The organism is Porphyromonas somerae DSM 23386 (assembly GCF_000372405.1).
GTDB classification, from domain to species: domain Bacteria; phylum Bacteroidota; class Bacteroidia; order Bacteroidales; family Porphyromonadaceae; genus Porphyromonas_A; species Porphyromonas_A somerae.
The window spans coordinates 1-22,653 of sequence record NZ_AQVC01000030.1 but is presented as its reverse complement, the minus strand read 5'-3'; the positions used below and the strand labels follow the sequence as shown (position 1 = coordinate 22,653).

General features: G+C 50.9%; 21 protein-coding genes. 17 read left to right on the top strand and 4 right to left on the bottom strand.

Going from position 1 to position 22,653, the window contains the following annotated elements:
• The first annotated feature begins 35 nt into the window (after positions 1-35).
• From A3GK_RS0106770 to bioD, 9 genes are all read left to right on the top strand, one after another.
• On the top strand, positions 36-1,130 hold the full coding sequence (locus tag A3GK_RS0106770) for a DUF4831 family protein (RefSeq protein ID WP_018028713.1): 1,095 nt from the start codon (positions 36-38) through the stop codon (positions 1,128-1,130).
• Positions 1,131-1,191: 61 nt separating this feature from the next.
• Positions 1,192-2,745 (top strand): peptide MFS transporter, encoded by a 1,554-nt coding sequence (locus tag A3GK_RS0106765; RefSeq protein ID WP_026161776.1) that lies wholly within the window; start codon positions 1,192-1,194, stop codon positions 2,743-2,745.
• Positions 2,746-2,762: 17 nt separating this feature from the next.
• Positions 2,763-3,065 carry a hypothetical protein gene (locus tag A3GK_RS0106760; protein ID WP_018028711.1) on the top strand — a complete coding sequence of 101 codons (303 nt, stop codon included), beginning with the start codon at positions 2,763-2,765 and terminating at the stop codon, positions 3,063-3,065.
• Between the two features lie 73 nt (positions 3,066-3,138).
• Positions 3,139-4,122 carry a biotin synthase BioB gene (gene bioB, locus A3GK_RS0106755; RefSeq protein ID WP_018028710.1) on the top strand — a complete coding sequence of 328 codons (984 nt, stop codon included), beginning with the start codon at positions 3,139-3,141 and terminating at the stop codon, positions 4,120-4,122.
• A gap of 2 nt (positions 4,123-4,124) precedes the next feature.
• Positions 4,125-5,408, top strand: coding sequence for an adenosylmethionine--8-amino-7-oxononanoate transaminase (gene bioA, locus A3GK_RS0106750; protein WP_026161775.1), 1,284 nt, complete (start codon positions 4,125-4,127; stop codon positions 5,406-5,408).
• On the top strand, positions 5,401-6,534 hold the full coding sequence (locus tag A3GK_RS0106745) for an aminotransferase class I/II-fold pyridoxal phosphate-dependent enzyme (RefSeq protein WP_018028708.1): 1,134 nt from the start codon (positions 5,401-5,403) through the stop codon (positions 6,532-6,534). The genes bioA and A3GK_RS0106745 overlap by 8 nt, the downstream gene beginning before the upstream one ends.
• Positions 6,519-7,190 (top strand): DUF452 family protein, encoded by a 672-nt coding sequence (locus A3GK_RS0106740; RefSeq protein WP_018028707.1) that lies wholly within the window; start codon positions 6,519-6,521, stop codon positions 7,188-7,190. The genes A3GK_RS0106745 and A3GK_RS0106740 overlap by 16 nt, the downstream gene beginning before the upstream one ends.
• The gene (bioC, locus tag A3GK_RS0106735) at positions 7,187-7,951 is read left to right on the top strand and encodes a malonyl-ACP O-methyltransferase BioC (protein ID WP_018028706.1); all 765 of its coding nucleotides are present in this window, start codon (positions 7,187-7,189) and stop codon (positions 7,949-7,951) included. Before A3GK_RS0106740 ends, bioC begins: the two co-directional genes overlap by 4 nt.
• A gap of 15 nt (positions 7,952-7,966) precedes the next feature.
• On the top strand, positions 7,967-8,632 hold the full coding sequence (gene bioD / locus A3GK_RS0106730) for a dethiobiotin synthase (protein ID WP_018028705.1): 666 nt from the start codon (positions 7,967-7,969) through the stop codon (positions 8,630-8,632).
• Here bioD and A3GK_RS0106725 read toward each other — a convergent pair.
• From A3GK_RS0106725 to A3GK_RS0106710, 4 genes are all read right to left on the bottom strand, one after another.
• A complete protein-coding gene (locus A3GK_RS0106725; RefSeq protein WP_018028704.1) occupies positions 8,627-9,361 on the bottom strand; it encodes a DUF6064 family protein in 735 nt (244 codons plus the stop codon). The genes bioD and A3GK_RS0106725 overlap by 6 nt on opposite strands.
• Complete coding sequence (locus tag A3GK_RS0106720; RefSeq protein ID WP_018028703.1) at positions 9,358-9,858, bottom strand: threonine/serine exporter family protein; 501 nt, start codon at positions 9,856-9,858, stop codon at positions 9,358-9,360. The genes A3GK_RS0106725 and A3GK_RS0106720 overlap by 4 nt, the downstream gene beginning before the upstream one ends.
• The gene (locus A3GK_RS0106715) at positions 9,855-10,631 is read right to left on the bottom strand and encodes a threonine/serine exporter family protein (protein ID WP_018028702.1); all 777 of its coding nucleotides are present in this window, start codon (positions 10,629-10,631) and stop codon (positions 9,855-9,857) included. Before A3GK_RS0106715 ends, A3GK_RS0106720 begins: the two co-directional genes overlap by 4 nt.
• A gap of 395 nt (positions 10,632-11,026) precedes the next feature.
• Positions 11,027-11,500, bottom strand: a complete 474-nt coding sequence (locus A3GK_RS0106710; RefSeq protein WP_018028701.1) for a low molecular weight protein-tyrosine-phosphatase — start codon at positions 11,498-11,500, stop codon at positions 11,027-11,029.
• A 975-nt stretch (positions 11,501-12,475) separates the two neighbouring features.
• On the opposite strand from A3GK_RS0106710, the gene A3GK_RS0106705 reads away from it, so the two are divergent.
• The 8 genes from A3GK_RS0106705 to A3GK_RS0106670 form a co-directional block, all read left to right on the top strand.
• Positions 12,476-14,215, top strand: coding sequence for a tetratricopeptide repeat protein (locus A3GK_RS0106705; RefSeq protein WP_018028700.1), 1,740 nt, complete (start codon positions 12,476-12,478; stop codon positions 14,213-14,215).
• On the top strand, positions 14,199-15,080 hold the full coding sequence (locus A3GK_RS0106700) for a DUF4292 domain-containing protein (RefSeq protein ID WP_018028699.1): 882 nt from the start codon (positions 14,199-14,201) through the stop codon (positions 15,078-15,080). The genes A3GK_RS0106705 and A3GK_RS0106700 overlap by 17 nt, the downstream gene beginning before the upstream one ends.
• Positions 15,077-16,381, top strand: coding sequence for a murein hydrolase activator EnvC family protein (locus A3GK_RS0106695; protein WP_018028698.1), 1,305 nt, complete (start codon positions 15,077-15,079; stop codon positions 16,379-16,381). The genes A3GK_RS0106700 and A3GK_RS0106695 overlap by 4 nt, the downstream gene beginning before the upstream one ends.
• Positions 16,333-17,334 carry a riboflavin biosynthesis protein RibF gene (ribF, locus tag A3GK_RS0106690; RefSeq protein WP_244860732.1) on the top strand — a complete coding sequence of 334 codons (1,002 nt, stop codon included), beginning with the start codon at positions 16,333-16,335 and terminating at the stop codon, positions 17,332-17,334. The genes A3GK_RS0106695 and ribF overlap by 49 nt, the downstream gene beginning before the upstream one ends.
• A gap of 12 nt (positions 17,335-17,346) precedes the next feature.
• Positions 17,347-18,171 carry a 1-acyl-sn-glycerol-3-phosphate acyltransferase gene (locus tag A3GK_RS0106685; protein WP_018028696.1) on the top strand — a complete coding sequence of 275 codons (825 nt, stop codon included), beginning with the start codon at positions 17,347-17,349 and terminating at the stop codon, positions 18,169-18,171.
• 15 nt (positions 18,172-18,186) lie between these two features.
• Positions 18,187-19,269, top strand: a complete 1,083-nt coding sequence (locus A3GK_RS0106680; RefSeq protein ID WP_018028695.1) for a GNAT family N-acyltransferase — start codon at positions 18,187-18,189, stop codon at positions 19,267-19,269.
• Positions 19,270-19,304: 35 nt separating this feature from the next.
• Complete coding sequence (locus A3GK_RS0106675) at positions 19,305-19,718, top strand: SufE family protein (protein ID WP_018028694.1); 414 nt, start codon at positions 19,305-19,307, stop codon at positions 19,716-19,718.
• A 493-nt stretch (positions 19,719-20,211) separates the two neighbouring features.
• Positions 20,212-22,653, top strand: a 2,442-nt coding sequence (locus A3GK_RS0106670; protein WP_018028693.1) for a SusC/RagA family TonB-linked outer membrane protein, incomplete at its 3' end; no start/stop codon positions are given.

Here is a 22,653-nt window from a genome sequence, read left to right as displayed (position 1 = left end):
TTTGTCGGTAAACTTAAAATTAGGGTCAAAGCTAGATGAAACAATATAAGACTTACAAGCTACTCTACCTGCTGGTAGCACTCCTCACCTCTTACGGCTGTGCTACGGCACAGAAGGTGGAGCGATACAGTGTGGGAGCGCTCAACGATAATCGAGTAGTCTACGCTCTTCCGCAGACCATTCTCTATCTGCAAGTAACGTCGGAGGTAACGAAGGAGATCCCTGGGGAGCTTTCACTCTATGCGGAGCGGTATCTGGGCACTACCAATGCTGTGCTAGAACCAGCACTTAAATACCAGCTCAAGAGTATTGAGGTGGGGGCAAGAGGAGTGGCCGATGAGGAGCAACGCTTCTCCATTGACTTCCGAAAGAATAGCACCGCCACCAATGTATCGCTGACGGAGGATGGGGTGTTGGTGGGAATCAACCTGCAAGAGGAGGTAACCCTCCCTACCTCTCTCGACACACGTAGCAACGAACTGAGATGGGCGGAGCTGCCTGAGGTGAGGTTTCCACTAGAGTATATCCAAGCCACTACAGTAGCCGCAAAGGCGAAGGTATTGGCCGATAACATCTACCGCATTCGGGAGAGTCGTGACCTAGTAGTGAGTGGCGAGTCGGAGCAACCTTTTGCCGATGGCAAAGCCCTCGAGATAGCGGTGAAGCGACTAGATACTGAGGAGGCAGCCTTTACACGCCAATTCAATGGGGTGCGACAGTCGCAGGAAATCGTGCAACTAGCAGACCACCTTTCGGCAACGGAGGAGGGGCGTCACGTGGTGGCTCGCTTCTCAACTCGCGAGGGACTACTCCCGGCAGAGGACCTTCGTGGGGAACCAATTTACCTTGAGATAAAAGTGGTGGAGCAGGCAACCCCCCTTGATGAGAAGGAGCAGAAGCGACTAGAGCGCCGTCTCTCTAAGGGGATTGTCTATTGCGTGCCTGGCACGGTACGTGCCACCATCACCTATCGAGGGCAGGTGCTTGAGAGTAAGGAGGTGCCAGTGGCACAGCTGGGCAACCTCGAGGCACTCGATATGGTGCTCTTCAATACCAAAGGCCACACCACCTCCGTAGAGCTCTACCCGATGAATGGCGGACTGAAGGAGGTCAAAGAAGTCAACCTATAACAACCTTACAGCGAGATAATTATTAACTTAAGTATTCACTGATAAACAAAAACTTCACAACATGTTTAAAGATCATCCTAAAGGATTAATACCAGCGGCCCTCTCCAATATGGGTGAGCGCTTCGGGTATTACATTATGAATGCAGTGCTCCTGCTCTTCCTGGTCTCCAAGTTTGGAATTAGCGACCAGTGGAGTGGGGTTATTTACTCTGTATTTTATGCCCTGATTTACGTACTCAGCCTTATAGGTGGTGTACTAGCCGACCGCAAGAATAACTACAAGGGAGTCATTATGGCAGGACTTATTGTGATGGCATTAGGATATATCCTCCTCTCCATTCCAATTACCTCTACCTCCGACAACATCAGCTGGCTCCTACCATTTACCTGTGTATCACTTCTGCTGATCGCATTTGGTAATGGTCTCTTTAAGGGTAACCTCCAAGCGATTGTAGGTCAGATGTACGACGACCTTGAGGCAGAGGCTGCCAAGAAGGGTCCTGAGGCACTTCGCATTGCCAAGACAAAGCGTGACTCTGGCTTCCAGATATTCTACGTATTTATCAACATCGGTGGTTTGATCGCTCCATTCGTAGCACCACTACTGCGTAGCTGGTGGCTAGGTCGTAATGGTCTGCTTTATAACGCGGGTCTTCCTGAGCTTTGCCATAAGGTCCTCAATAATGCTGCGATGACAGTAGAGGAGACTGCCAACCTAGCTAAGTGGACAGTAGAGGTAGGTGGTTCTGTACCTACACCAGAGTTCTGCCACACCTACCTTGAGGTATTCAATACTGGAGTACACTACTCCTTTATCGCTTCAGTAGTGGCTATGCTCATCTCTCTCATCATCTTTATCTCCACTCGTGGTCTATTCCCAGAGCCACCTAAGAAGGTACATGTTGAGACTCAAGGTTACACTGCCGAGGAGAAAGCAGCGATGGCAAGCGAGATCAAGCAGCGTATGTACGCTCTCTTTGCAGTGCTTGGAGTAGCGGTATTCTTCTGGTTCTCATTCCACCAAAATGGTCAGTCACTCTCCATCTTTGCTCGTGACTTTATCAAGACCGACGCCATACCACCTGAGATTTGGCAGGCTGTGAACCCCTTCTTCGTGATTGTGCTCACACCAATTATTATGGCGATCTTTGGAGCATTGGCACGAAAAGGTAAGAGTATCTCCACACCACGGAAGATTGTGTATGGTATGCTGATTGCGGCATTGGCCTATATCTTCTTGATCGCAGTATCTGTACACTACGGCTACCCATCTGGTACTGACTTCCGTGCTATGGATGCTGGGACTCAGGCAGCGATGAAGGCAGGTCCTTGGGTACTCATTGTTACTTATTTCTTCCTCACCGTGGCAGAGCTATTTATCTCTCCACTAGGGCTATCCTTTGTATCCAAAGTGGCACCTAAGCATCTTCAAGGTCTCTGCCAGGGCTTGTGGCTCACCGCTACCGCCCTTGGTAACCTACTAATCTGGCTCGGCCCAGTGATGTACAATAAGTGGCCAATCTGGGTAGGTTGGACAGTATTCGCTGCTGTCTGCCTCATCTCTATGGGTATCATGCTCTCTATGGTGAAGTGGCTGGAGAGAGTTACTAAGTAAAAACCAATCTGTAGGTAATGCACAAGCAGAAAGGACTAAACGTAAGGCGGGTACTCCACTTCAATCGGTGGAGTAGGAGTGCCGCTGCCGCCTTTCACTCGGTCGGGAATGTGGTGAATATCGGTCAGCTCCGCACCAACGTGCTGGAGCGGATCGCACCAAAGTCCTCCGCCACCCTTCGCCTACTCAATGCCTCATGGCTGGAGCTATGGGAGCAGAAGGAGGCCGAAGAGTCGGGTGCCGACCCGTGGGAGGAGTCGCTTCTATCGTTGATTACGGTGGTGGCGACTACCGACACCATTGCTGCACTACCTAGTTAGACACTCAATACAAAGATGGGTGCCAAGGCATACATATAGCCTTGGCACCCATCTCTTTTTATAGAATAAATAGATGAATATTGCGGAAAGAATTATCGGGGGAGAACGAATTACCTCACAGGAGGAGCTACTTCGGATAGTCGAAGAGACCCCCCGTGAGGAACTTTATGAGACGTGCCACCAGATCACACGAGCCCTTTGTGGCGATGCGTTTGACACCTGCTCCATTATCAATGTAAAGAGCGGGCGTTGCAGCGAAGATTGCCACTGGTGCACTCAGAGTGGCCACTTCAAAACCAATTGCGAGAGCTATCCTGTGCTCCCCTCAGAGGAGGTGCAGGCACTCGCAAAGCACAATGCAGAGGTGGGCATCAAGCGGTACAGCCTTGTGGCGAGTGGCAAACGGCCAACTCGTGACGAGGTAACCACCTACTGCGAAATGTACCGTGAGATAGACCGAAAGTGCCACTTACATCTTTGCGCCTCCCTAGGATTGGCGACGAAAGAGGCACTGCAATCGCTTCGAGAGGCGGGCTGCACCACCTATCACTGCAATATGGAGAGCGCTCCAAGCTACTTCCCCACCCTTTGCTCCACACATACTCAGGCGGAGAAAATAGAGACCCTACAGAATGCCCAAGCAGTTGGCATGCGACGTTGTAGCGGTGGCATCATCGGCATGGGCGAGAGCCGAGCTCAGCGAGTAGAGTTTGCCCTCTTCCTCGCCTCCCTTGGCATCGAGAGCATCCCTATCAATGTACTCCACCCGATGCCCGGCACCCCACTTCAGGACCAGCCCCACCTCTCTTCCGATGAGATCCTACTCGCCATCTGCATCTTCCGTTTGGCCAACCCAACCGCTTACCTCCGCTTCAGTGGCGGACGGGCACTCCTTAGCACCGAAGTACAAAAGAAAGCACTATATATAGGCATTAACGCCGCCATCACTGGCGGACTGCTCACCACCACCGCCTCTATTGCCGAGCGTGATATGGAACTATTCGCCGATGCTGGCTACGACACCAAAGCCCCTACCAATTGGGAGACAGAAGCATGAAGATGACTACAGAGCAACTACTCCAATGGGATAGAGACCACCTCTGGCACCCCTATACCTCTACCATTGACCCCCTCAAGGTTTATCCCGTAAAGAGTGCCAAGGGGTGCACCATCACTCTAGAGGATGGCACCCAATTGATCGACGGCATGAGTTCTTGGTGGGCTGCCCTCCACGGATACAATGTCCCCGAGCTCAATCAAGCGATCACCGACCAGCTACAGCAGATGTCGCACGTGATGTTTGGCGGCTTTACCCATCGCCCAGCGGTAGAATTGAGCCAACTACTGATAGAAAAGGTACTACCCAAAGGGATGGATCAGATATTCTATGCCGATAGCGGTTCGGTAGCAGTTGAGGTCGCCCTCAAGATGGCGATCCAATACCAGCAATCGCGAGGAGAGCATAAGCGTCGGCACTTTGTAGGCATCCGAAGTGCCTACCACGGCGATACTTGGCACGCAATGTCGGTCTGCGATCCCATTACTAGTATGCACAGCTACTTCGCAGGCACCTTGCCAGTGCAGTACTTCGTCCCTCAGCCCAAGAGCCGTTTCGGTGGCGCATGGGACGAAAGTGACCTCGCTCCGATGAAAGAACTCCTAGAGGAGCATGGCGAAGAGATGGCAGCGATCATCGTTGAACCGATCGTTCAGGGAGCTGGGGGCATGTACTTCTACCACCCTGAGTATCTCAATCAGCTACGTGCCTTGGCCGACCAATACCACTGCCTACTGATCTTCGACGAAATCGCCACCGGCTTTGGAAGGACAGGCGAACTCCTAGCCACCTACCACACCAATATCCAGCCCGATATCATCACCATCGGCAAAAGCCTCACCGGCGGTTACATGACCCTCTCTGCCACCTGTACCACCAAGCAGATCGCCGATACCATCTGCGGAGGCGAAGCTGGGTGCTTTATGCACGGCCCCACCTTTATGGGCAATCCCCTCGCCTGTGCGGTGGCCAAACGGTCGGTAGAACTCCTTCTCTCCAAGGAGTGGCAGAAGCGGGTGAAAGAGATAGAAGCGCAATTGAAAGAAGGGCTAGCACCGCTTGCCTTGCTACCTACCGTGAAGGAGGTAAGAGTCTTAGGTGCCATAGGAGTAGTAGAGATGCAGGAGCCGGTAGATATGGGCAGCCTAATCCCCAAATTTGTCCACGAAGGCATCTGGGTACGCCCCTTTGGCCGATTGGTTTACCTGATGCCCCCCTTCCTCGCCATCACTGATGAGGAGCTCCAACACCTTATCCAAGGACTTAGCAACGTACTCCATGGATAGATACCGCCAAGCCTTAGAGCAGTGCCAGAGCGAAGGCACCTACCGCACCCTTCCCGACATAGAAGTAGAGGGGAAGTGCATTGAGGTGGAAGGGCGTCAACTACTCAATCTCAATAGCAACGACTACCTCGGTCTCTTGGCAGAGCCTCAGCTGTGGCAGAGGTTTATAGAGGAGGAGGGGAAAAGACGGCACCCCTCCAGTGGCTCCTCAAGGTTGCTGACAGGGAATAGTCCCGTCGCACAGCAGTTTGAGAGCGAACTCGCCAACGCCTACGGCCTGGAGAGTGCCTTGCTATGGGATAGCGGTTACCACGCCAATACTGGTATTCCTCCTGTCCTCGCCCTCCCCAATACCCTCTTCATTGCCGACAAACTGGTTCACGCCAGCATCATCGATGGACTTCGGCTATCGGGAGCCCCCTTTCAGCGTTATCGGCACAACGACCTCTCGCATCTCCGCAAGATACTGAGTCGCTATGCCGATCAGTACGACACCCTTTGGCTCATCACCGAGAGCCTCTTCAGCATGGATGGCGATATTGCCCCACTCCAAGAACTGGTCGCACTCAAGGAGGAGTACCCACACCTATATATATATGTAGACGAAGCACACGCGGTAGGTCTCTTTGGTCCGAAAGGGCTAGGGCTTGCAGCCGAGATGGGGGTGACGGGAGAGATTGACCTACTTATAGGCACACTTGGCAAAGCCCTTGGTTCTGTCGGTGCCTACTCACTTCAGAGCGACACCCTCCGCCAGCTGCTGGTCAGCAAAGCCCGCTCCCTCATCTTCTCCACCGCCCTCCCCGAGGTCAATGTAGCGTGGAGCCGGTTCCTTTTTCATGCCATTCAAGAGATGGACGACCGTCGCCAGCATCTCAAAGACCTGGTAACCCTTTTTGGCAAAGAGATGGGACGTGAATTTACCTCACAGATCATCCCCCTCATCGTGCCTGGCGAGGAGCAGGTGACCAAAGCGGCAGAGCAACTCTGTCGCCACGGATTTTATATCCGTCCCATCCGCCGTCCCACCGTGCCACAAGGGAGCGAACGCCTTCGCCTCTCCCTTACCGCAGCGATGACCACCGACGAAATTATCCAATTGGCCAACCTATGCAATTCAATCTAACCAAAATACAAGGCAATCGCCGTCTGCTCATCTTCTTTACCGGCTGGGGCACCACACCCGAGGTGGCGGCTCACCTGATGCCCCTCCACGAGTACGACTACCTCACCGCCTACGACTTCCGCACCCTTTCACCCGAGACGATTCCCCCACTGCCCGATTACCAAGAGGTCTATATGGTAGGGTGGAGTATGGGAGTCTGGGCACTCGATAGGCTGGCACCCCACCTTCCCACCCCCACCAAGGCGATTGCGATCAACGGCACCCCTCTGCCGATGCACAACCAATACGGCATTCCCGATGAGATATTCAGAGGAACACTTGAGGGGCTAGATGATGATAATCGTGCCCGCTTCAACCGACGGATGTGCGGGGGGAAGAAGCTATTGGCGGTATTCAATTCCTTTGCCGCACGCTCCACAGAGGATCTGCGAGAGGAGCTCTACGGCACCTATCTACAGGTGAAGGACCTACCCGATGATACGCCCCCACAATTGGCATGGAGCGAAGCGATCGTAAGTGAGCGGGATCTGATTGTACCCACCGCCAACCAACTCGCCTACTGGCAGGGGCATGGCGTCCCTTGCCGACAGCTCAAAGGGGTTGGGCACTACCCACTCTTAGAATACCAAAGCTGGGAGGAGCTAATCCAATTATGACCATCGACAGACAATTAATCGCCGACCGCTTCGGTAGTGCCTTTGCTAGTTACGACGCAGCAGCCACTCCTCAGCAGAGAGTGGTAGCAGAGATGATGGCACTTCTTACTGAGAAAGCGGTCACTCCACCCCAACGGATATTGGAGATCGGTTGCGGAACAGGGCTGCTCACAGAGCAACTCGCTACACACTACCCTCAAGCAGAGTTAACGCTCAATGATCTCGTACCCGAAGCAGAGCATTGGGTGGGTGAAAAGCTCCCCCACCGCCCCTTTGCCTTTGTCACAGGCGATGCCGAGCAATGGGATTGGGGCAAGGGCTATCAGCTCATCGCCTCCAGTAGCTGCATACAGTGGTGGCAGGAGCCCCTTGACTTTATCCGTAAAGCCTACAACGCACTCACGCCTGGCGGCACGCTGGCACTCTCCACCTTTTTACCCGAAAACCTTTCAGAGCTACAGCCCATCTTGCCCAATGCCCTCCACTATCCACCCTTAGCCGAATACGCAGCAGCACTCACCCCTTTCAGCGATGTAGAGCAGAGGGCACTCACTATTGAGCTACAGTTCTCATCGCTCCTCGAGCTTCTTCGTCACCTCAAGGCAACCGGCACCAATGCCTTTACCCACACCCGTCAAGGGCTTTGGAGCCGTGGCCGTCTTCTTCGATTGGAGGAGGAGCTACGGCAAGCCCATCAGCTCACTTCTGAAGAGCCCCTTTCGCTCACCTACCACCCCCTTATTATCATAGCACAAAAATAAAACTACAATAATATCATGATGAAACTATCAGAAATACTTAACGCACCGGTCTACTTCGTGACCGGCATTGATACTGACGCCGGCAAAACCGTTGCCACAGGCTGGATTAGCCGTCAACTTCTAGAGGAAGGAGTGCAAGTGATCACTCAGAAACTGGTGCAGACTGGTTGTGTGGAGATGAGCGACGACATCTTGGTTCACCGAAAGATTGAAGGGCGTCCACTACTACCTGAGGATCAGGACCACACCACCCACCCTATCCTATTCACCAAACCCGCCTCCCCACACATCGCAGCCGAGCTAGAGGGGAAAAGCATCGATATCTCTATCGCCACCGCTTCTACCAAGAAGCTACTAGAGAAGTACCAAACTATTTTGCTCGAAGGGGCTGGCGGACTGATGGTGCCGATCACCCGTGAGCTACTCACCATAGAGTATATTGAGGCGGAGCAACTCCCCACCATCCTCATCACCACGGCACAGCTAGGGAGTATCAATCACACGCTCCTCAGCCTAGAAGCCCTCGCCAGCCGAGGGATAGAAGTGCCACTCGTGGTCTACAACGAAGGACTTACCTACGACCCGATCGTCACCGACGATAGCCGAGAGTACCTCCGCACCTACCTCTCTCGCCACTACCCCCGCACCCACTTCATCACCATGCCCCACCTCGCCCTATAAAAAGCTACCACTGGAGAACTGCCTATACATACTCCAGAGTAGGATAATGGCGATACCGCAAAAGATAGAGATCAGAAGAGCATTGATGTAGACCATCCCAGGCTTACCCTTGTGGCTCGAATCAAGTTGAAATGAATCCTTAAAGAATAGATAAACCGCAGGAAGAGTAGCACAAGTCATCAAGTGGTCCTCAGGGATATTAAAGAAGGCCGTCTTAGCAAGTCCTATCACCGACCAATGGCAAAGGAGTAGCACAATAAAGAGATTGACCCTCTCCCTCTGCAAGAGCAATAGCCCCATAGTATAAAGCATCACCGTACAGGGCATCACCGGCGATGTGATCGTAGGGAATTGCAACCCCCTGGCCATAGAGATCAGAGGATAGAGCAAAGGGGTAAAGAGCAGGAGGTACCCCAACGGCTTGTGTGGCTCCACCCGCTCCTCACTACGATGCTTCACACAGAGATCCCAGCACCATACCACAGCTAGGATCAGCCAGAATAAAGCCATAATCTCATTGTAGGCCCTCTCCGAGCAGTAGATATAGAAGTATACCACCGCTAGCCAGAGGTAAAGCACCGTTGTATAGAGCTTCACCACCAACGTAGTCCGCTTGCTCGGCCTAATAGCAAACCATAGAGTCACCACCACACCGACAAAGACAATAATGGCTTGCCACAGCCAGGTCGCTTCATTGTAGCGCGCAATAGAGTGCCAAAATGTATTCATCTTGAGAGCTTATTAGACCTAGTCAGGGCATAGGCATAGTTGGGGAAAAGGAGCATCGGTATCATCGCACCAAGCGCAAGCATAAAGACCACAGTGATCGCCGTCATCGACTGAGAGAAAAAGGTATCCATATAAAGAGCACGAGCACTAGGATCATCAATCGAATGCAAGTACATAATTTGGGCAAAGATCATATTATACGCATACTTACCTGGCACCATCGGCAGCAATGCCGGCACATACAAGACAGTCATAGGCAACCGCCGCCGTTTGCCCAGTAAAAGGCTACCAAATCCACAGAGCAAAGAGGCAACCAACGTAGCAGCTGCAATCTCCACCCCACCATACGTCATCAGGCAGAAGCGACAGGCGTGCCCTATGGCAGCTAAAATAGCAATCGGGCGAAAAGCCTTCAGCGGAGGATCTGAGATAGCCCCAAACCCTATCGCCGCTATCGCTGCAAAAAAGCCATCCGAGAGAATATCCAGAGCTATCATAGCAAGTTATCCTTCATTATCAAAATGGTAAAAGAAAGACCAATAGCTATGCTACCAATCAATAACCACGCACTCACCAGTCGGCTCAGTCCTATCGCCACATGCCCCTCCACAATATCAATTACCCCATTGATCAAAGGGACCCCAGGCACCAAGTACAAAACACTTGTAGCAATCGCAATCTCCGAAGTGATATCAAATATCACTGACGTAGAAGCACATAGAGAAGCCACAAAAGCCGAAACGATAAAGGTAAGATAATGATTCACCCCCTTTTGGCTCATCTGTTGCTTGACCAACATCCCACAAAGAGTCGAAGAAAAGACAATCCCCATAGAGGCCCAATCCCCACCAAAGAGCCGGCAGAAGGAGGCATTGGCAAAGCCCACAAGCAGTAGCACAAAGAGAGGATGAATCATCGGAGCCTTGATGATTGACTCATACCGCTCCTTGATCTCAGCGAAAGAGAGATGGTGGTCATAACTCTCCCAGCTAAGAGCACTCAGACGAGCATTGTGCTCAAAACTAATAGGATAAGGATAGATCTCACACACCTCATTGTAGTGCTCCCGACTCCTGAGATCAAGGACAGAGATGATAAGGCTCTTCTGAAAAATACTGATCTTAACCTCGCACCCAAGAGATATACCAATCCGCTTCGTATTGCGAATCACACGTGAGGAGTGCACACCACAGCTCATAAGGTGGGTGGCATACTCCGATAGAAATACCCCAACTTCGTGTAGGGCTGGACTTTGCTCTTCTTCTACCATATCTACAGATGACGCACAATAAATGATACACAAGATGATACCCTCGAGACAGATGACCTCTCAAGGAAAAACGTTATTAGGCCTTATGCGTCAACACCACAAATGTACCACTTTTCTCAAAACCTACGAAGCACCCTTTTTCAGCAGCAAGGATCGCACACTAGAATATTTCGACAATAATAGGCACTAGATTTGATTGGACTTATGGCCTCTAAGGACATAGGAAGTAGTGCCACACGGGCTAAAACTTAGTGGCAGTCAAAGGAATTGTCGAGTTACAAACTAAGCCAACACTGAGTTACAAACAGAGGCAACGCTGACTTACAAACTAAACAAATGCTGAGTTACAAACTCGCCACACGCCCAACTCTAAATGAGCCCATTCATAGTCCCCACTAAACAGAGCTTACCGCCCTTAAAAACTGCTCTACAGAAGCCTCCAAAAGATCCAAGACCAATTCAAAGCCATCCTTACCGCCGTAGTAAGGATCAGGGACATAGTCTAGTTGCTCCCCCTCAGGGAAGTAGTCACGCATCTTTACGATCTTTCGAGACGCCTCGAGCGTTGGGGCACGATGATAAAGCTCCGTAGCATTGGAGTCGTCCATCGCCACGATATAATCATAGGTAAAGAAGTCCTCCATCTCCACCTCACGGCTTCGGCTAGTGAGGTCATACCCTCTTGCTTGTGCCGTCTCACGCATCCGAGGATCGGGTAGCTCCCCTGCATGGTAGCTGTGGAGCCCTGCCGAGTCGACCTCAAACAAATCCTGCCACCCCTTCTCCTCAATAATATGATTCGCCACCCCCTCAGCCGAAGGGCTACGACAGATATTTCCCAAACAAACGAATAGTATCTTTACCTTCATATAAATTCTTCATGTTATTTTCCACGCAAATATAGTGATATTAAGAGACTGTTGCACGAAGGCGATCTGCTACGTTGCTTTCGGGATTCGGGTTCGGTCACGTACGTGAGTACGCTCCCTTCGCCCTAACCCTCAGCGCCTTGCATCTCATCCTTCGTGCAACATTCTCATTAAACTAATCGCCTTTTCCAATCCCCCAACGCCCCAGGGGTTACGCATTAGAAAGTCTACGCCGTATGGTTGTTAGCGGAGTGTCTTTGAGAAAGGACCTCGGCAGAGGTCCGTGCTAAATAGGCACAGGTCAAGGCACGCAGTGCCGAAGACCTGTGTATAACGATGTGCAAAACACCCTTACGACCCCGGCTGAGGGGTCGGACATCCTTATCTAGGTCTGACCCCTCAGCCGGGGTCAAGCAGGTGGTGAATATGCTCTTGCACACAGGTCGTTCGGGGCTAATGCCCCTCCGACCTGTGCCTATTTAAGAGGGACCTCTGCCGAGGTCCTTACCTATTAAAATCAGACAATTGCCCCCACAGTGTCTACTTTTTCAGGAATAGAGGAGACGGGGTGTCTACACTTTCAGGAATAACAAATAACCAGTGTATACAATAACAGGAATACATGAACCCGTGTGTACTATTTTCAGGAATACCACACCTTCCGCATATTCCGTATGCGTGCGGAACGCATTCCGTAGCCCTGCGGAATCCATTCCGCACGCATACGGAATATGAGGTTGATGCAAGAAGGACATTACCATGCTCTGTGGTATTCCTGAGAGTGTATACAAAGACCAGTTGGCATCAATACGAAGACCTCCCCTCGTTGGAGGTCATTCATGGTAAGACTCTTCCTAATGCGTCACCCCTGCTAAAATCCACGCGATTCCCTTACAAATACCCGAAAATTGGTATATTTACACTTGTATATTATCCAAGGGGATAATTTACAGACATTGCAGAGACTATTAAAGCATGAATATAAAGACTATACGGGGGCTCCTTTTCCTACTACTGCTCGTTGCCAACTGGCCACTAGCGGCACAGGATATGCCATCGAGGAAAACGAGTGTCGCCAATCGATTATTTGATCGTGCTCTACAGGTGAATGGGCCAGACCTTCAACCCTCCCCACTATTCAATCACCTTTGGATGGCGTATCAAGTTGATAGCACCCAGCCCGAAATACTAGATGGGTTGGCAGAGCTTTTATTGCAGCACGCCAATGACGAGCGAGGGCTAGATCTGCTAGAGAAGAGCTACCAATACTCTGGCTTTGACTACCAGACGGGCAGGAAGCTCCTAGATTTCTCAGAGAAGTTTGGGGATTGGGAGTGCACCGAAAGGGTCTCGAAAAAGCTACTTGAGCTACGACCCAATGACCGAGAGGTCCGCCTCCAACTCGCCAATACCTATGCCAACTCCAACCAGCTAGAGAAAGCCCTCAGCGCCATTAGAGGTTCAGACGGAGCCGAACAGGATATCGTATCTATTATCAACGAAAGCAGGCTACTAATAGCCCTTGGACGGCTTGAAGAGGCGGAGCAAATACTACTAAAGCGCTTAGAGGAAAAGCCCAATGAGCCTATGACCACGCTCCTCCTAGTCACGATCTATGAGAAGCGGGGAGAAGACGATAAGATCATCGAGCAACTTCAAAAGGCACAAAAGCTAGACCCTGAGAACGAAGCCCTCTCCAACATCACCACCTCATTCAATGCCATGAAAGGCAATAATGAAGCGGTAAAGGCGGAGATCTTACGAGTGGCTCAGCTAGAGGGCAGCGACCCAATTAGGGTTCAATCGCTCCTCAATACGGCACGTAGCAATAGCAACGACCTCACAAAGCTTCTCCCCACGCTCATCGAGACCGAGCTAGAGCTACAGCAGATCTATAGTGAAGAGGATCGCTTTGCACTAGCCGCGGCCAACGACCACCTACTCCTCTCTGATACGCTCCAAGCAGAGAATATATTCTCACAGCTGGTGCAGAAAGGCACCGAGCTACCTTCGCCCTACTACTACTTTGTGGAGAAGTATGCCAATGCAGAGGATGTGGAGCAACTCGACCAAGTCACTACTCAAGGACTAAAGTCCATTCCCCACGATGGATTGCTCAACCTATACTCAGCACTAGTGGCGCTGAATAAAGAGGATAGCATCACCTTTAATAAAAGAGTAGACCACGCTATTGAGGTGGTTGAGGAGGGCGACCCAATGTATGGACAGATAGCACTCATCAAGGCAGATTTGATACAAGATGATGATTGGACAACAGCCACCCAATTCTATGAAAAGGCTGTGGCAGCAGGCATCCCAACCGCATACAACAATTACGCCTACGGGATGACTAAGCACGGCACTCCCGAGGACCTCAATAGGGCTGAGGAAATGGCACGAAAAGCAGTGCAGTATGATAGTGAAAACGGTTCTTTCCTCGACACCTACGCCTGGATACTCTATCTCAAAAAGGCCTATCCACTTGCCAAGATCTATATGGAGCGTGCCATCAGCAAGGAAGAAGAGCCCGACCCTCTCTACTACGAGCACTACTCCGACATCCTATTCGCGCTAGGGGAGTACGAAGAGGCTCTACAGGCACTCCGCAAGGCACTCGAAGCGGGAGGCGACGTACCAACAATCGAAAAGAAAATTGAAAACATCGTCCACGAACGGGACCAAAAGAGCATAGAGAAAGATGAAACAAAGGAATAACCATCTCTCCACCACCACCCTACTCCTCTGCTGGTCGCTCCTACTACTCCTCTCCAGTTGTGGTACTTCTCGCAAGGCGATTCAGCAGATAGCAGGCCATTACCCCCACCTTACTAAGTCGCAGTTTATAGAGCTCTATAGCCAAAAGCAAGAGTACCCCTCCATTGCCGCCCGTGGTAGGGTTTCGCTGAATATTGATCTTCCCGAGAAACAGATCCAGCTGAACGGCATCGGCATACGGTGGTACCAAGCTCCAGGCAAAGGCTTCGAGCTATCCATCCGCCCGATAGGTTTTATGGAGGCAGGGCGATTGACCGTTGCCGACGATACCGTACTGGCACTCGATCGCCTCAATAAGTACTACCTCCTTCAGGAGGAAGCCCATCGAAAACTCTCTAGCTATCTGCCGATCCCAGGCATCGACCCCATGATGTTACAGGCAGTGATTGAGAATAAGCCTTTCAACTTCGTGGAGATCGGCGCTACCGCACTCCGCCGGATGGAGATGAAACAAACCGAGGAGGGTTACCTCTTCTCTAGCCAGCTTCGTCCTGGTGGCAATCAGATCAAACTACTCTTTGACACCGCACTCAACCTCTACACGGCCACCATAACCGTGCCAGGGGAAGGGGAGCTACAAGCCACCTACGACCGCTTTACCCATCTCCGCATGGGAGGAGAGATGCGGCCACTTCCCACCCTTATTCAGTTAGAGTTTAGAGGAGGTCCAGAGCGGTATGGGCTCATACGTTTCGACCTACAAGATATGGAGGAGGGCAAGGCACGCACATGGGAGACCACTCCACCCGCTCAGTATCAGAGGATCTCCCTACAGGATATTTATAAGATCATCCAATCACTATGATGAGTTTGAATAGAGCTGGCCAACTATTGTTTCGCTGTATGGTAGCTTTACTCCTAGTAGGGCTGCTCCCAGGCTACGCCACTGCGCAGCAAAAGTCCAAGGAGGTACAAAAGCTAGAGGCCCGACGCAAGCAAATACAGGCTGAGATAGCACGTGTGGATAAAGCACTACAGCAAACCGCCTCCTCTGCCAAGGAGCAGCTACAGCAGCTCGCTCTCCTTGATGGGCAGATCAAGGACCGCCAAGAGTTGATCACCACTCTTGAGGCGGAGGTACAGGAGACCGACCAGCAACTTTTTGCATTAGAGCAGGAGCTCAACCGCCTACAGGCGCAGTTCGATAAGCGTCAGGAGGCCTACGTGAAGTCGCTCCGAGCACTCCAGCGAGGCAGCAACGTGAAGGACCAGCTCCTATTTATCCTCTCCGCCAAAGACTTTGCACAAGGAATGCGGAGGGCGATGTATCTGCGAGAGTATGCCACCTGGCAGAGGAAAGAGGGGGAGAAGCTCAAGGAGCTACGACAAGAGATCGACGCTCAGAGAGCAGAGCTAGAGCAGAGCCGACAGCAGAAGGCACTCCTCCTACAAAGCCGAGAAGAGGAGCAGCGCAAGCTGGAGCAAGATAAGCAAAAGGTGCAAACCAAGGTGAAAGCTCTCAAAGGCGAGGAGAAGAAGCTACGGCAAGAGCTAGCCAAGCAACGCCGACAGGCCCAAGCCCTCAATAGGCAAATCGAAGCACAGATCGCTAAGGAGATACGAGAGGCGGAGGAGGCAAGGCGAAAAGCTGAAGCAGCGAAGCAAAAAGGTAAGTCAACCACCACAACGCAAAGGCGTGCTAAGACCAAAGGGGGATACGCTATGACGGAGGCGGAGACGAAGCTCTCTGCGAAGTTTGAAGACAATCGTGGTCGTCTCCCAATGCCTATCACTGGTGGCGGGCGCATCGTAGGTCACTATGGTGTACAGCAGTATGCCCGATTGAAGCATGTGCAGATCGATAATAATGGCATCGACATCCAAGGAGCCCCTGGTGCCAAGGCAAGAGCGGTCTTTGATGGCGAGGTGACCTCTATCTTTGTGGTAGAGGGCTTCAATACCAACGTGATCGTGCGTCACGGTAATTACCTCACCGTCTACAGCAACCTCACTGAGGTCTATGTCTCTAAGGGGTCCAAGGTCAAGACGGGGCAGGAGATCGGTAAGATCTACTCCGACCCAGAGCTCGGCGGTGCTACCAAACTGCACTTCCAAGTGTGGAAAGAACGAAACAAACTCAATCCAGAGCAGTGGATAAGACGATGAAGATATACCACCATATAGAGGAGATGAAGGCATCGGGGAAGCCCATTGTTGCCACCATAGGACTATTCGATGGCCTACACAAAGGGCATCAGCACCTCATCAAAGCCACTCAGGAGATGGCACACCGTCTCTCAGCAGAGAGCTTAGTGGTCACGATGGACAAGCACCCACTAGCTCTTCTTAGGCCCGACCTCCCTCGCCCACACACCCTCTGCTCAATGGATCAGAAGGAGCGATTGATTGCCCAGCTAGGGGTGGACCATCTACTGATCCTCCCTTTCACCAAAGAGCTAGCAGCCCTCTCCGCCACACAGTTCGCCCAACCCCTCATAGAGCGAGGAGTGATCGGCATGAAGCTTGGCTACGACAATCGCTTCGGCCGAAAGGAGACACCCGACCTCACCACCCCCCAATTCGATGAAAGGCTTAGCCAGCTAGGACTACAGATAGAGCGCGTCACCCCCTTCCAGATGGGCGATGCCGTGGTCAGCTCCTCTCGCATCAGAGAAGCGATTGCCCACAACGACCTCTCCACCGCCGGGGCACTCCTCGGACGGCCTTTCAGCATCACCGGCAGGGTAAAAGCAGGCCGGCAGATAGGCCGTACCATAGGATTCCCCACCGCCAACCTGATCCCCTACGACCCCTCCCTCACGCTCCCCGAGGAGGGTGTCTACATCTCCGAGGTGCGGCATGGAGATCGTATCTACCCCGCCATGTCGTACTACGGCTCCACCCCCACCATCACCCCCGAAGGCATCCCGCTTAATAGAATAGAGGCCTACCTCCTCGACTTCCAAGGCGACCTCTACGACAAAGAGATCGAAGTCGCCTTCAGAGCCTTCATCCGAGCTGACCAAAAGTTTGCCTCCCTCCAGGAGTTACAGGGCCAACTCCAGAAGGACCTCACCACCACCCGCACCTTCTTCACCCACCACCCCCTCACCCTTTAATGAAATAATGCTATGAGCGAAAAGAAGATAGATATCAAGAAGGCGATACAGAGCAAATACAAAGGCTATCTCCCAGGGTTTCTCTACCGCTGGCTACAGCGATTGATCCATGAGGAGGAGCTCAATCAGATGATGGAGCTACAGCACGAGGTGGGGGGCGTCTCAATGGGGTACAAGATTATGGACTACCTTGGCATCACCTGCGACATCATCGGTGCGGAGCGACTCCCTAAGCCCGAGGAGCGCACCCTCTTCGTTAGCAATCACCCCCTTGGAGGTGCCGACGGGATTATCTACGCCGCCCTACTCGGTGGGCACTATGGTGGGCAACTCAAGATTATGGTCAACGACGTCCTCATGTACGTCTACCAATTCCGAGACACCTTCCTCCCCATTAATAAATATGGTCAGCAGGCACGCCAATCGATCAAACTGATCAATGAAGCCCTGGAGAGCGACCAACAGATACTCACCTTTCCTGCTGGTCTCTGCAGCCGTATGAATAGCGAAGGCAAGGTACACGATACCGAGTGGCTCCCCAGCTTTGTCCGCATGGCAGCACAGCACCAGCGACAGGTCGTACCCCTCTACTTTGAGGGCGAAAATAGCCCACGCTTCTACAAATGGGCGAAGCGAAGAGCCAAGAGTGGTTGGAAGTTCAATGCCGAACTGATTCTACTCCCCAGTGAATTGATCCGTGCCAAGGGGAAGCACTTCCGCATCTACGTAGGCGACCCTATCCCCTACGAAGAACTACCCTCACCCAAAGAGGCAACAGAATTTGCCCGCCAACTAAGAGACAGCCTCTACAACTTTCCACAAAAATACACCGAATAACACATAGACATCCGCATGGGACAGGCTAAAATCATATCACCAATAGACCCTCGAATCATTCGTAGCGAGCTACACGAGCAGCTGATGCTACGCAAAACAAATAGAGCTAAAAACGAACTCTATACTTTCCACGCCAACGAAGCCCCCAATACCATGCTCGAGATAGGCCGACTAAGAGAAGAGGCCTTTAGGGCAGGCGGAGGCGGCACTGGCAAAGCAGCCGATATCGATGAGCTGGACCTCCGACCCAATGGCTACCAGCAGCTCGTTGTCTGGGACCCCGAGGCACAAAAGATCCTCGGCGGGTACCGATACATCCTCTGCAAAAACGCCATAGAGAAACAGCCCGATGGCACCTACGAGACACATCTTTCGAGTGGAGAGATCTTCCAATTCGACCCTCTATTTATTAAGGAGTATCTCCCCAAGACCATAGAGCTAGGGCGTAGCTTCGTCACGGTGGAGAACCAAAACACCTCCCTGGATGGCAATAAAAAGAGTCGACTACCTCGCTCCATCTTTACCCTCGACAACCTTTGGGACGGCCTCGGAGCCCTTATGCTGATCCACGACGATTGCCAATACTTTTTTGGCAAAGTCACCATGTATCAGAGCTACAATACCAAGGCTCGCGACCTCATCTACTACTATCTCGATACCTACTTTACCCCAAAGGTTCCACTCGTCACCAGCAAATACCCCATCCAGTACGAGACACCCATCGACCAACTACAGCAGATCATCACGGGTCAAGACCACAAGAAGGACTACAAGAACATGAGCCAAGCGATCCGAGAGATGGGCACCACGATCCCCCCTCTCGTCAATACTTATATAGGCCTCTCCGAGGCACTGATGGTATTTGGCTCCAGCTACAACCCCTTCTTCGGTGACGTCCTTGAGACCGCTATCATGATACCGATGGAGGAGATCACACCCGAGAAGAAGAAGCGACACATCAATAGCTTTCTCCGTGATGCCCCTCGCACCCTCTCTGGGCGTGTGCTACAGCGGATTAAGCAACGGCTTCGCAAACTCAACCACCACGATGAGCCTACCCCTGAGGAGCCAAAACAAGGACTTCTACCCCACTTATAACCGACAACGGACATTAAATACACATTATATATAATATGACTATCAATCAAATTCAAGACGAAATCATTGCCGACTTTTCACTCCTCGACGATTGGATGGATCGCTACGAGATGATTATAGAGATGGGTAATGAACTAGACCCTATGCCCGAAAGTGAGAAAACACCACAGCACCTTATCGAAGGGTGTCAAAGCAGAGTATGGATCTCAGGAGAGCTAGATGCCGATAACCGCCTGCAGCTACAGGCCGATAGCGATGCCGTCATCGTCAAAGGCATCATCGCCATGCTCCTAAAAGTACTTAGCGGACAAACCCCGGCCGACATTCTCCATGCCGACCTCTACTTCATCGACAAGATAGGCCTCAAAGAGCACCTCTCCCCTACACGCTCCAATGGTCTCCTCAGCATGGTTCGCCACATCAAGCTCCTCGCCTCCACCCTTCAGTAACCCCTCCCCCAGTGGAAGTTGCAAAATGGCGATCTGCTGCGTTGCTTTCGGAATTCGTGCTCAGTCACGTACGCAAGTACGCTCCCTTCGCCCTCATCCTCAGCGCCTTGCATCTCATCCATTCTGCTACTTCCACCATAGCCGTTGATTATGCACTCCGTCCGCGTCGGAGGGGCGTCCGACCTGTCCGCCTCGTCCGACTTGTCCGATTAGGTACCCCCCACCGATTAGGCACCTTGCCCCCCACCCCATCATTTTCTTAACCTATTTTTTGGCAATCTCGAAAAATTATTATACCTTTGGCTTGTAAGAGCTCTATTTGAGATGTTTTCGCACTGAAACCCACCCTAAATAGAGAGAGATAATAAAAATCAGACACATAAATAGAGATAAACACACACAACCCTAGAGAAAATGAGAAATAGCTCAAGTGTGAGCAAAGAAATAATATTAACGAGAGCAATACAAAACAATTAACAAACAAGTAAATGGTATGAAAAGTAAGATTTTAATGCTTATCTCCCTTTGCCTCCTAACGATAGGTTCGGCATTAGGACAGACCATCACCGTCAAAGGTATCGTCACTGACGAGCGTGGAGACGGAGTCATCGGCGCAACCGTAAGACTTAAGTCCGACGCAACAGTAGGAACCATGACCGGAATGGATGGCGATTTTACCCTAAAAGCTAAGCAAGGCGAGCTAATTATCGTCAGCTATGTAGGCTACAAAACACAAGAGGTAGCTGCAGCACCAACCCTAAGAATCAAGCTAGTGCCCGACACTGAGCTCCTCGACGACGTGATCGTGGTAGCTTATGGTACTGCGAAGAAAGAGTCATTCACCGGATCAGCGGTCGTAGTGGATTCAAAGAAGCTAGAAAAGCTTCAAGCTCCTGATGCTGTAAAAGCTCTTGAGGGTATGGTTCCTGGACTTCAGCTTTCTTCTGCTAGTGGTTCGGCTGGTTCTAAAACCTCTATTAGAATCCGTGGTGTGGGATCTATCAACGCCTCTAACAACCCACTTATTGTCCTAGATGGTGCTCCTTACGACGGAAATATCAACTCTATTAACCCTCGCGACATCGCATCTATCAACGTACTTAAGGATGCTGCCTCTGCTGCTCTTTATGGTGCTCGTGGTGCCAATGGTGTGATCATCATCACCACCAAGAGTGGTCGTGCAGGACAAACTACAGTCAACTTTGAAGCTCGCCTTGGTGTGAACCAAAGAGGTGTGCCAGAGTATGATACTGTTACAGACCCAGCTCAATACTACTCTTACTATTGGGAAGCATTCCGTAACCAAAACCGCGGGATAGCACTAGGTGAAGATACTAATGGAGATCCAATATTCCCTACATTAGAGCAAGCCAATCAGATCACCTCTGGTACGCTGACTAACTACGGTGGCAATGATCTTTCAGGCAATTCACTAATTGGACGTCTAGGCTACAACATTTACAATGTACCTGACAACCAACTGTTTGATAACAATGGTGTAATGAATCCAAATGCTAAGATCAAGTATGAGGATGCCAGCAACTTCAATGATTGGGCAGCTCTCCTAATGTCTCCAAAGATGAGACAAGAGTATAACCNATCACTCACTCGTGGTTCAGAGAAATCCAAGACCTTCTTCTCAGTAGGTTATCTAAACGACCAAGGCTATGTTATCAAGAACGCCTTCGACCGTATCTCTTCTCGCCTATCTTATGAGACTGAGATGTACGATTGGTTAAAGCTTACTGCAAGCTCACTGATCTCATATACACAAGGTAACTTCGGTAATGAGTCTAGTAATGCTTTCTCCAACGTATTCAACTTCACCCGCAACATCGCTCCAATCTACCCAGTCTATGCACACGACAAAGATGGTAAGATTATGATGGATAAAGAGACTGGTGAAAAGATCTATGATACTGGTGATGCCCGTCCTGGAATCAATGGTGCGAGAAAGTATTCTGGTGGTAAGAACATCATAGGTGAGTCTGAACTAAATAGAGATAACTATAGAAGTCTCTATATCAACCAAACTGCAAGGGCAGACATTGACTTTGGTGCAGGTTTCAAATTCAATACGACCTTCAACTACTACCAAAACAATGACCTCACCAATTACTTTATCAACCCAAGAATGGGTGACGGTAAGGACTACAGAGGTATCCTTGAGAAGAACTTTGACAACTATACCACAATAAACTGGAACCAAGTGCTTACTTATGACGCTAAATTTGGCGACTTCTCTATGCAAGCTTTACTTGGTCACGAGTTCTACAAGTGGAACCTAAAGCACACTTACGGCTCTAAGAAGAATACCATTATTCCAACCAGTCTTGAGTTCAACACCTTTGGTGAGACAACCGACCTAATCTCTTACGAGCGCAACTACAATGTAGAGGGTTTCTTCACTCAATTTACAGGTAACTTCTATGAGAAGTACTACCTCTCAGCTTCACTCCGTCTTGACGGTTCATCCGTATTCGCACCTGACAAGCGCTGGGGTACCTTCTGGAGCCTTGGTGGATCATGGCGTGCATCAGAGGAGGAGTTCTTGAAGGATAATAACACCATCAGCAATCTTAAGCTACGTGCAAGTATCGGACAGCAAGGAAACGATAACCTACTTGATAATGATGGCTACCGCATGTACACTCCATACCAAAACCTTTATGGTTATGAGTCAGACGGAAGCAATGTTAGTATCTCCAATAAATTTAAGGGCAATCCTGACATCACTTGGGAGAAGAACCTTAATCTAAGCCTTGGTCTTGAGTTTGGACTATTCCAAGATAGACTGACTGGAGAGGTGGAGTTCTTTACTCGTAAGACCACCGACCTACTCTTCAATGAGCCACTAGAGCGTGGTACTGGTTTCCCATATATGCCAAAGAACATCGGTTCTATGAGAAATACAGGTGTTGAGTTCTCGCTTACT

Bases quoted from the DNA above. Each gene is read 5' to 3' on its own strand.
- A3GK_RS0106740 (WP_018028707.1), top strand. From the start codon at position 6,519: ATGCAATTCAATCTAACCAAAATACAAGGCAATCGCCGTCTGCTCATC.
- A3GK_RS0106685 (WP_018028696.1), top strand. From the start codon at position 17,347: ATGAGCGAAAAGAAGATAGATATCAAGAAGGCGATACAGAGCAAATAC.
- A3GK_RS0106675 (WP_018028694.1), top strand. From the start codon at position 19,305: ATGACTATCAATCAAATTCAAGACGAAATCATTGCCGACTTTTCACTC.
- A3GK_RS0106770 (WP_018028713.1), top strand. From the start codon at position 36: ATGAAACAATATAAGACTTACAAGCTACTCTACCTGCTGGTAGCACTC.
- A3GK_RS0106760 (WP_018028711.1), top strand. From the start codon at position 2,763: ATGCACAAGCAGAAAGGACTAAACGTAAGGCGGGTACTCCACTTCAAT.
- A3GK_RS0106695 (WP_018028698.1), top strand. From the start codon at position 15,077: ATGATGAGTTTGAATAGAGCTGGCCAACTATTGTTTCGCTGTATGGTA.
- A3GK_RS0106715 (WP_018028702.1), bottom strand. From the start codon at position 10,631: ATGGTAGAAGAAGAGCAAAGTCCAGCCCTACACGAAGTTGGGGTATTT.
- A3GK_RS0106765 (WP_026161776.1), top strand. From the start codon at position 1,192: ATGTTTAAAGATCATCCTAAAGGATTAATACCAGCGGCCCTCTCCAAT.
- A3GK_RS0106680 (WP_018028695.1), top strand. From the start codon at position 18,187: ATGGGACAGGCTAAAATCATATCACCAATAGACCCTCGAATCATTCGT.
- bioB (WP_018028710.1), top strand. From the start codon at position 3,139: ATGAATATTGCGGAAAGAATTATCGGGGGAGAACGAATTACCTCACAG.
- A3GK_RS0106700 (WP_018028699.1), top strand. From the start codon at position 14,199: ATGAAACAAAGGAATAACCATCTCTCCACCACCACCCTACTCCTCTGC.
- A3GK_RS0106725 (WP_018028704.1), bottom strand. From the start codon at position 9,361: ATGAATACATTTTGGCACTCTATTGCGCGCTACAATGAAGCGACCTGG.
- A3GK_RS0106710 (WP_018028701.1), bottom strand. From the start codon at position 11,500: ATGAAGGTAAAGATACTATTCGTTTGTTTGGGAAATATCTGTCGTAGC.
- A3GK_RS0106720 (WP_018028703.1), bottom strand. From the start codon at position 9,858: ATGATAGCTCTGGATATTCTCTCGGATGGCTTTTTTGCAGCGATAGCG.
- A3GK_RS0106745 (WP_018028708.1), top strand. From the start codon at position 5,401: ATGGATAGATACCGCCAAGCCTTAGAGCAGTGCCAGAGCGAAGGCACC.
- bioA (WP_026161775.1), top strand. From the start codon at position 4,125: ATGACTACAGAGCAACTACTCCAATGGGATAGAGACCACCTCTGGCAC.
- bioC (WP_018028706.1), top strand. From the start codon at position 7,187: ATGACCATCGACAGACAATTAATCGCCGACCGCTTCGGTAGTGCCTTT.
- A3GK_RS0106705 (WP_018028700.1), top strand. From the start codon at position 12,476: ATGAATATAAAGACTATACGGGGGCTCCTTTTCCTACTACTGCTCGTT.
- bioD (WP_018028705.1), top strand. From the start codon at position 7,967: ATGATGAAACTATCAGAAATACTTAACGCACCGGTCTACTTCGTGACC.